This window comes from Stenotrophomonas sp. STEN018, assembly GCF_056760235.1.
In genome coordinates, this window is sequence record NZ_JBRREK010000004.1 from 139,620 (window position 1) to 147,406 (window position 7,787).

General features: G+C 65.1%; 6 protein-coding genes. All 6 read left to right on the plus strand.

Translation table 11 applies throughout. The features are described from left to right. The first annotated feature begins 73 nt into the window (after positions 1–73). The 6 genes from ACVOMB_RS03100 to ACVOMB_RS03125 all read left to right on the plus strand — a co-directional run bounded on the left by ACVOMB_RS03100 (position 74) and on the right by ACVOMB_RS03125 (position 7,647). Positions 74–2,488 (plus strand): TonB-dependent receptor domain-containing protein, encoded by a 2,415-nt coding sequence (locus tag ACVOMB_RS03100; RefSeq protein WP_481529824.1) that lies wholly within the window; start codon positions 74–76, stop codon positions 2,486–2,488. Positions 2,489–2,862: 374 nt separating this feature from the next. Then, positions 2,863–3,507, plus strand: a complete 645-nt coding sequence (locus ACVOMB_RS03105) for a PepSY-associated TM helix domain-containing protein (RefSeq protein ID WP_481529825.1) — start codon at positions 2,863–2,865, stop codon at positions 3,505–3,507. A gap of 25 nt (positions 3,508–3,532) precedes the next feature. Next, complete coding sequence (locus tag ACVOMB_RS03110; RefSeq protein WP_313170411.1) at positions 3,533–4,054, plus strand: DUF2271 domain-containing protein; 522 nt, start codon at positions 3,533–3,535, stop codon at positions 4,052–4,054. A gap of 25 nt (positions 4,055–4,079) precedes the next feature. After that, entirely contained in the window at positions 4,080–4,886 is an 807-nt protein-coding gene (locus tag ACVOMB_RS03115; RefSeq protein WP_481529826.1) for a DUF4198 domain-containing protein, read from the plus strand. A 173-nt stretch (positions 4,887–5,059) separates the two neighbouring features. Continuing rightward, entirely contained in the window at positions 5,060–6,037 is a 978-nt protein-coding gene (locus ACVOMB_RS03120; RefSeq protein ID WP_481529833.1) for an FAD:protein FMN transferase, read from the plus strand. Next, positions 6,037–7,647, plus strand: a complete 1,611-nt coding sequence (locus tag ACVOMB_RS03125) for a sulfite reductase subunit alpha (protein WP_481529827.1) — start codon at positions 6,037–6,039, stop codon at positions 7,645–7,647. The genes ACVOMB_RS03120 and ACVOMB_RS03125 overlap by 1 nt, the downstream gene beginning before the upstream one ends. Positions 7,648–7,787: the final 140 nt, after the last annotated feature.

The following is a 7,787-nucleotide window of genomic DNA, read 5'->3' on the forward strand; positions in this document are numbered from 1 at the left end:
AGCTCGTCCCTGCACGCGTGAGCGCCTGCGGTGATGACGGCTGCAACCTGCATTCCTTGATCGAGGTATTCCCATGGCCCTGCGCCAGCGTCACCGCGTGTCCGTTTCCCGCCAACTGCTCAGCCTCGCCGTGCTCGGCGCCATCAGCGCCAGCGCCCATGCCAACGGCAGCGGCGCGCCGACCACGCTGGACAAGGTGGTCGTCACCGCCAGCGGCTTCGAGCAGAAGATCACCGACGCGCCGGCCAGCATCAGCGTGGTCAGCCGCGAAGAACTGGCACTGCGTCCTTACACCAGCCTGGTCGACGCACTGCGCGACGTGGAAGGCATCGACGTGGGCATGGAAACCACCGACAAGAACGGTCGCGCCACCATCTCCATGCGCGGCATGCCGTCCGAGTACACGCTGGTGTTGATTGACGGCCGCCGCCAGAGCAACGTCGGCAACCTGTACCCGAACAACTTCGGCGGCGGCCAGTTCGCCTATATGCCGCCGTTGGATGCCATCGAGCGCATCGAAGTGGTGCGCGGGCCGATGTCGACCCTGTACGGCGCCGATGCCATGGGCGGCGTGATCAACATCATCACCCGTCGCAACCAGAGCGAATGGCACGGCTCGGTGACGCAGGGCTTCACCGTGCAGCAGGAAGATGCGTTCGGCGACGCGCGTACCACCGACGTCTACCTGAGCGGCCCGCTGATCAAGGACCGCCTCGGCATGAGCGTGCGCGGCAGCTGGTATGACATCGACGAATCGAGCCCGGAATGGGATTCCCTGCCGTTGCCCGATGGCAGCCAGTGGGAACGCGCACTTGGCTTTGGCGGCGGCGGCAAGGCCGTGGCCAATACCAACTGGAACAGCGGCATCCGCCTGAACTTCAAGGCCAGCGACAACCACGACCTGTGGCTGGACTATGACGTCTCGCGCCAGAAGTACGACAACAGCAAGGGCCAGACCGGCACCCTGGACAGCGCCGAGAGCCTGTGGCGCAGCGGCGTTGCGACCATCCCCAACGGCAGCGGTGGCACCACCACCCGCCGCGTGGTGCAGCCGCGCGTGGGCTACACCGCTTACCAGCGCTATGAGCTGGACCAACTGGCACTGACCCATCAGGGCCGCTACGACTTCGGCACCTGGCAGACCAGCCTGTCGCGCACCCAGAGCAACAACCTGGGCCGCTCGCTGCCGCTGACCCTGGACGAACGCGCCGACCTGCAGACCCTGTGGAACGATGTCTGCCGTCGTCGCGGCCAGGCCGCCAACTGCAACATGGCCAGCGGCAACCTGTCGGTGCTCAATGACGCCGAGCGCGCACGCCTGCAGGCTTTCCTGCCACGCCCGCTGCGCACCATGGAACTGGACGCGATGGTGCTGGACACCATGCTCGACCTGAGCTTCGGCGCGCACAAAGTCACCGTGGGTGGCCAGTACAACAACACCGACATGACCGACGGCGTGTTCGGCATGGACGGCAACGGCTACCGCGACAACGTCAAGCAGAAACACCGCACCTGGTCGGTGTTCGCCGAGGACAACTGGGCGTTGACCGATGCGCTCACCGCCACGCTCGGCCTGCGCTATGACCACCACAACATCTTCGGCAGCCATGTCAGCCCGCGCGCCTACCTGGTGTGGAATGCCAGCGATGCCTGGACCGTCAAGGGTGGCATCAGCACCGGCTACAAGACCCCGCGTCCGGACCAGCTGTTCCCGGGTGTCACCGGCTTCGGCGGCCAGGGTGTGATCCCGTTTGTCGGCTCGCCGCACCTGAAGCCGGAAACCAGCACCAACTATGAAATCGCCACGTATTACGACGGCGGCCGTTGGGGCTTCAACGCCACTGCCTTCCTCAACCGCTTCGACGACAAGATCGCCAGTGGCGGCAGCTTCGCCAACTGCGAAGTGGCACCTGCCAACAGCGGCTACTGCATTGACGTGGGTCCGGGCTGGGCGGCGCTTGGCTACAGCGTTTTCAGCCAGAGCGTGAATCTGGACAAGGCCGAAACCCGCGGCATTGAACTGGCCAGCCATGTGGATCTGCTGGACAACCTGCAGCTGCGCGGCAACTACACCTACACCAAGAGCGAGCAGACCAGCGGCGCTACCAAGGGCCAGCCGATCGCCGGCAACCCGGCCAAGCACATGGCCAATGCCAGCCTGAACTGGCAGCTCAACGACGCCATCAGCCTGAGCCTGATCGGCGAAGGCCGCTACGACCGTTACCGCGACACACTGCTGTCCAACGTGGGCGGCGTCACCAGCTCGACCGTGCGTTATTACGAGGACTACACCACCTTCCACCTGGGTGGCAGCTGGAAGCTCAACGACTGGCTGACCGTCAACGCACGCGTCAACAACCTGTTCGACAAGGACTTCGTCTCGCAGTCCTGCGTGCTGACCTCGCCCAGCGAGCACAGCTGCGTTGACGACTACGCAGTGAAGGAACAGCGCCGCAGCTACTGGCTGTCGTTGAACGCGAAGTTCTGATTCAGGCCAGACGCAGAGTGCCGAAGCGGAGCGGAGATCGGCCCCCTCCCTTGTGCGCAGCACAGGGGAGGTCTGGGGAGGGGTAGCTTCTGCGCTCTGAACTACACCCTGTCAACGCCGCATGTACTTAAGCGTTAGCAGCAGAAGCAGAACAGCCCCCTCCCTTTCACGAAGTGAAGGGGAGGGTTGGGGAGGGGTAGCCTTTGATCTTGCTTCTGGCTTCAAGTCCAGAACCAGAGCAACAGCCAGATCAAAAGCTACCCCTCCCCGGCCCTCCCCTTGCCTACGGCAAAGGGAGGGAGCAATGCACTGCACAAATTGCGAATCATTCTCATTAGTGCTCTAATCGTCGTCCTTCAATACTCCCGATCCCCGTGTCCGCAGACCGCAGCACCGCCACCACCGTGCAACAACAGGCCAGCCGTGGTTTCTGGTTGCGTACCCTGCATCAGTGGCACTGGATCAGCTCGGCGGTATGCCTGATCGGCATGCTGTTGTTCTCCCTGACCGGCATCACCTTGAACCACGCGTCCAAGATCGAAGCCAAGCCACAGGTGCAGAACCAGCAGCTGGAACTGCCAGTGCCCGTGCTCAAGGCATTGGGAGAGCGCGAAGACGGCAATGCGCCACTGCCAGCGCGCGTGGCCGACTGGTTGTCCAACCGCCTGGACGTGTCCATCGGCAGCCGCGAGGCCGAGTGGTCGCCGGAAGAAATCTATCTGTCCATGCCCGGTCCCGGCAGTGATGCCTGGCTGAGCATCGACCGCGAAACCGGTGCGGTGGAGTTTGAAAAAACCCGTCGCGGCTGGGTCTCGTACTTCAATGACCTGCACAAGGGCCGCAACGCGGGCCCGGGCTGGGGCTGGTTCCTCGACGTGTTCGCGGTGGCCTGCCTGGTGTTCTGCATCACCGGCCTGTTCTTGCTGCATCTGCATGCGCGGCAGCGGCGCATGACCTGGCCGCTGGTCGGCCTGGGTTTGCTGATCCCGCTGCTGATCGCCCTGCTCCTCATCCATTGACCGTTTTTCTCTCCGGAGTCGCACCATGCGCGTCACCCTGACCATCGCCCTGAGCGGTTTGATCGCCACAGCTCCCGCCGCCTACGCCGCCAGCCTCGACGTCAACGTCGAAGTGCCCAAGCTCAACGTGGCCGAGTACCACCGCCCGTATGTCGCGGTGTGGATCGAAGGTGCCGACCAGCAGGTCGCCGCCAACCTGTCGGTCTGGTACCAGCTCAAGGACACCGCCGAAGGCCATGGCACCAAGTGGTTGCCGGACCTGCGCCAGTGGTGGCGCAAGAGCGGCCGCACCCTGCAGGTGCCGGTCGATGGCGTGACCGGCCCGACCCGTCCGGTCGGCAAGCACCAGCTCAGCTTCAGCGACCGCCAGCCGCAGCTGCGCGCCCTGCCCGCCGGCCAGTACTCGCTGGTGGTGGAAGCCGCACGCGAAGTCGGCGGCCGCGAACTGGTCAAGATCCCCTTCACCTGGCCGGCCCGTGCCGCGCAGAACGGGCGTGCCCAAGGCACCTCCGAACTCGGCACCGTCACCCTTGCCGTCAAGCCCTGATCCCCATTACCAACGGAGCCAACCGATGAAGCGTTCCCTCCTGCTTGCTGCCACCATCGCCGCCGTACTGCCGTTCTCCGCCGCCGCCCACAAGGCCTGGCTGCAGCCGTCGCAGACCGTGATTGCCGGTACCAACCCGTGGATCACCGTGGACGCGGCCGTGTCCAACGACCTGTTCTACTTCAACCACGTGCCGTTGCGCCTGGACAACCTGGTGATCACCGCACCGGACGGCAGCACCGTGCAGCCGCAGAACGCGGCCACCGGCAAGTACCGCAGCGTGTTCGACGTCGAGCTGACCCAGCAGGGCACCTACCGCCTGGCCACCGTCAATGCCGGCCTGTCGGCCAACTGGCAGGAAGACGGCAAGCCCAAGCGCTGGCGCGGTAACGCCGCCACCTTCGCCACCGAAGTGCCGAAGGATGCCAAGAACCTGAAGGTCTCCGAGACCGCCGGCCGCATCGAAACCTTCGTCACCAACGGCAAGCCGAACAACACCGCACTGCAGCCGACCGGCAAGGGCATGGAGCTGGTTGCCCTGGGCCACCCGAACGATCTGTTCGCCGGTGAGCAGGCCAAGTTCAAGCTGCTGGTCGACGGCAAGCCGCACGCTGGCCTGGAGGTCGAGATCACCCGCGGCGGCACCCGTTACCGCAACGCCCAGGAAGAGATCAAGGTCACCACCGACGCCAACGGCGAGTTCTCGGTGACCTGGCCGCAGGCTGGCATGTACTGGCTGGAAACCGGCACCGAGGACAACAAGACCTCGATCCCGCAGGCCAGCGTCCGCCGCCTGAGCTACGTGGGCACCCTGGAAGTGCTGCCGCAGTAATGCTCAAAGCCCCTCTCCCGCGTGCGGGAGAGGGGTTGGGGTGAGGGCAAGGCCGAAGCCGGGGTCCTGAAGCCGCAGCTGGCCCACAAAAGCAAAAGCTCCCCTCATCCGCCCCTTCGGGGCACCTTCTCCCGTAAACGGGAGAAGAAACACCTGCCCCAGCTGGCTTTTTGATACCGATGTCCTCCAACTCCGACATCGCCGCCCTTGGCGGCCACACCATGGGCACCAGCTGGAGCGTCAAGCTGGTAGCTTCGCGCAGCCGCGACCTGCATCCGCTGCACGCCGGTATCCAGGCCGAACTGGACCGCGTGGTCGCGCAGATGAGCACCTGGGAAGCTGACTCGGACATCAGCCGCTACAACCGTGCCACCGCCAATACCTGGCATGCATTACCCGATGATTTCTGGAACGTGCTGGTCACCGCGCGCGACATCGCCGAACGCAGCGCTGATGCCTTCGATCCCACTATCGGTCCCTTGGTAGCGCTGTGGGGCTTTGGTGCAGATGCCGCCGCACAAGGCGTCCCCGATCCCACTCAGCTGGCCGAGGTCGCCGTACGCTGCGGCTGGAACAAACTGCGGCTGGATCCGCAGACGCAAAGCGCGCTGCAACCTGGCGGTCTACAACTGGACCTGTCGGCCATCGCCAAGGGTTATGGCGTGGATCTGGTCAGTCGCTGGCTGCGCCGTATCGGCATCAGCGCTGCCTTGGTCGAAGTCGGCGGCGAACTGCATGGCTACGGTTTGAAACCCGACGGCCAGCCCTGGCGCGTACTGGTCGAATCCGCGCCCGACGAAGATGCCAGCGCCGACTATCCTCCACGCGTGCTCGCGCTCGACGATCTTGCCGTAGCCACCTCCGGCGACCGCTGGCACCAGTTCGAACGCGATGGTGTTTCCTATAGCCACACGCTGGACCCACGCAGCCATGCGCCGGTCAGCCGTGCTGCCGCAGCAGTCACTGTGATCGCCCGCGATGCCATGCTCGCCGATGCCTGGGCGACTGCGCTCACGGTCATGGGTGCCGATGAAGGCTTGGCCTTTGCCAACGACCATGACTTGGCTGCACGCTTCATCACCCGCAGCAGCAATGGCCTGGTCGAAACCATGACGCCCGCCTTCCAGCGTTACCTGGACGCCAGCACGTAATGAACCCAAATCGCTCCAATCGCGCCCTGCTCGGCAATCTCGCCGTTGGCCTCGGCCTGCTGCTGATCGCCTTGTTACTACTTCGCCTGCATCTGGGCGAAAGCTGGTGGCCGGCCGCGCCGCTGGCACCGCAGTGGTGGATGGCGCTGGCAGCGTTGGCGATCTATGTGGGGGCTTGCTCCGCACTGTGGTGGTGCACCCGCCAACGTGATGACGATGGCGGCGACAGCAAGGAACCGCCGATTCTGGTGGTCTGGTCCAGCCAGACCGGCTTCGCCCAGCAGCTGGCACAACGCACCGTCGCACATCTGCGCGCCGCCGGCCACAAGACCCGACTGCGCGCCATCGACCAGGTCGATGCGGCCCTGCTCGGCAGCAGCCGCCAGGCCCTGTTCATCGCCGCCACCACCGGTGAAGGCGATCCACCCGATCATGCCCTCGCCTTCCTCAGCCGGGTGATGCCGCAGCCACTGAAGCTGCCGCAGCTGCAGTACGCGGTACTGGCACTGGGTGACAAAACCTATGAACACTACTGCGCGTTCGGCCATCAACTCGATGAGTGGCTGCGCACGCACGGCGCACAGCCGCTGTTCGATACGGTGGAAGTAGACAACGCCGATGCCGACGCGCTGCGCCATTGGCAGCAGCTGCTCGGCCAGCTTGGCGGCGAAGCAGCCAATGCTACCGATTGGAGTGCGCCGGCCTATCAATCATGGCTGCTGCGCAGGCGCGACGTGCTCAACCCCGGCAGCATCGGCGGCAAGGTATTCCACCTGCAGCTGCAGCCCGCGGACGGAAAGCTGCCGAATTGGCAGGCTGGCGACATCGCCGAAATCGGTCCACGCCAGTCTGCTGATGCGGTGACAAAGTGGCTACAGGCAAACAGTTTCGATGCTGCAAGCGTGCTCGCTGACGGCCGTTCGCTGTTCGGTGCCCTCGCCCAGTCCCATCTTCCTGACAGCACCGACAGCCGCGACGCCAACGCATTGGCCGCCAGCCTCAAGCCACTGCCGCACCGCGAGTACTCGATTGCCTCGATGCCGGGCGAAGGCAGCCTGCAACTGATGCTGCGTCGGCAATTGCGCCCGGACGGCACACCCGGCCTGGCCAGCGGCTGGCTCTGCGACTACACCGCTATCGGCGACAGCATTGACCTGCGCCTGCGCAGCAACAGCAACTTCCATCCGCCGGGCCATGACGCACCACTGATCCTGATCGGCAACGGCACCGGCATTGCGGGTCTGCGTGCGCACCTGCGTGCACGTATCGATGCCGGTGCTGCTCGTAACTGGTTGTTGTTCGGCGAACGCAACGCAGCCCACGACTTCCATTTCGGAGCCGAGCTGCAGCAATGGCAGCGCGAGGGCGCCATCGAACGACTGGATACCGTTTTCAGCCGCGATGATGGTCAGTTCCATTACGTGCAGGACGCATTGGCCGCGCATAGTGACGTGCTACAGCAGTGGCTGGACGACGGCGCCACCATCCTCGTCTGTGGCAGCCTGCAAGGCATGGCCCCAGCGGTGGACAAGGTCATCATCGACGCGATTGGTGCCGAAGCGCATCAAGCGCTGCGCATCGCCGGGCGTTATCGCCGCGACGTGTACTGACCGTCTGCCTTACAAGCAAACCCACCTGTAGTGGGGGGGGGGGGGGGGGGGGGGGGGGGGGGGGGGGGGGGGGGGGGGGGGGGGGGGGGGGGGGGGGGCGGGGAGGGGAAGAGGGGGGGGTTGGGGGGGGGGGGGGGGGG